Source organism: Mycolicibacterium pyrenivorans (genome assembly GCF_025821625.1).
In the GTDB taxonomy this organism is placed as follows: domain Bacteria; phylum Actinomycetota; class Actinomycetes; order Mycobacteriales; family Mycobacteriaceae; genus Mycobacterium; species Mycobacterium pyrenivorans.
On the sequence record NZ_JACKSH010000127.1, the window covers coordinates 1 to 611 of the forward strand.

General features: G+C 62.2%; 2 protein-coding genes. Both read left to right on the forward strand.

Annotation, left to right across the window (positions count from 1 at the left end; all coding sequences use genetic code 11):
* Positions 1–345: SDR family oxidoreductase (locus tag H7I57_RS16125; RefSeq protein ID WP_264024626.1), on the forward strand; the 345-nt coding region annotated here is incomplete at its 5' end.
* 19 nt (positions 346–364) lie between these two features.
* Positions 365–611, forward strand: a 247-nt coding sequence (locus H7I57_RS16130) for a TetR/AcrR family transcriptional regulator (RefSeq protein ID WP_264024627.1), incomplete at its 3' end; no start/stop codon positions are given.

The following is a 611-nucleotide window of genomic DNA, read 5'->3' on the forward strand; positions in this document are numbered from 1 at the left end:
GCCGGCATCAAGGCGGTGCCGGGCTGCGGCCACTACTGTGCCACCAAGTTCGGCGTTGTCGGCATGATCAACGCGTTGGCTGTCGAACTCGGCGAGTTCGGGATCCGGGTGAACTCCATTCACCCGTACGGCACCGACACCCCGATGGGCAACGACGTGTCGATGTACCAGGTCCTGCAGGATCATCCGCAGTACATCCACAGCTTCTCCCCTGGCGCGTTGCCGACCGATTCGCTGATCAAGCCGGACCAGATCTCCGACATCGTGGTGTGGCTGGCCAGCGACGCATCGTCGTTGGTGACGGCTGCGCAAATCCCGGCAGACAAGGGCTATCTCAAGATTTGACCGGGTAACGTGAGTCGCCATGGCGAAGGTGACCGCCGGGGTGGCAAACAACAGTCCCGAAGCGCAGACGCGCGCCCAACAGTTCATGCGCTCGGCCCTCGACATCCTTGGCGAGACCGGCCGGACAGAGTTCACCGTCCTCCAGGTGGTGGAACGTTCGAAGACGTCGCTGCGAGCCTTCTATCAGCATTTCGCCACCAAGGACGAGCTGGTCTTGGCACTGATCAACGCGATGCTGAACGAGTTCACCACGACCTGGCAGGCCG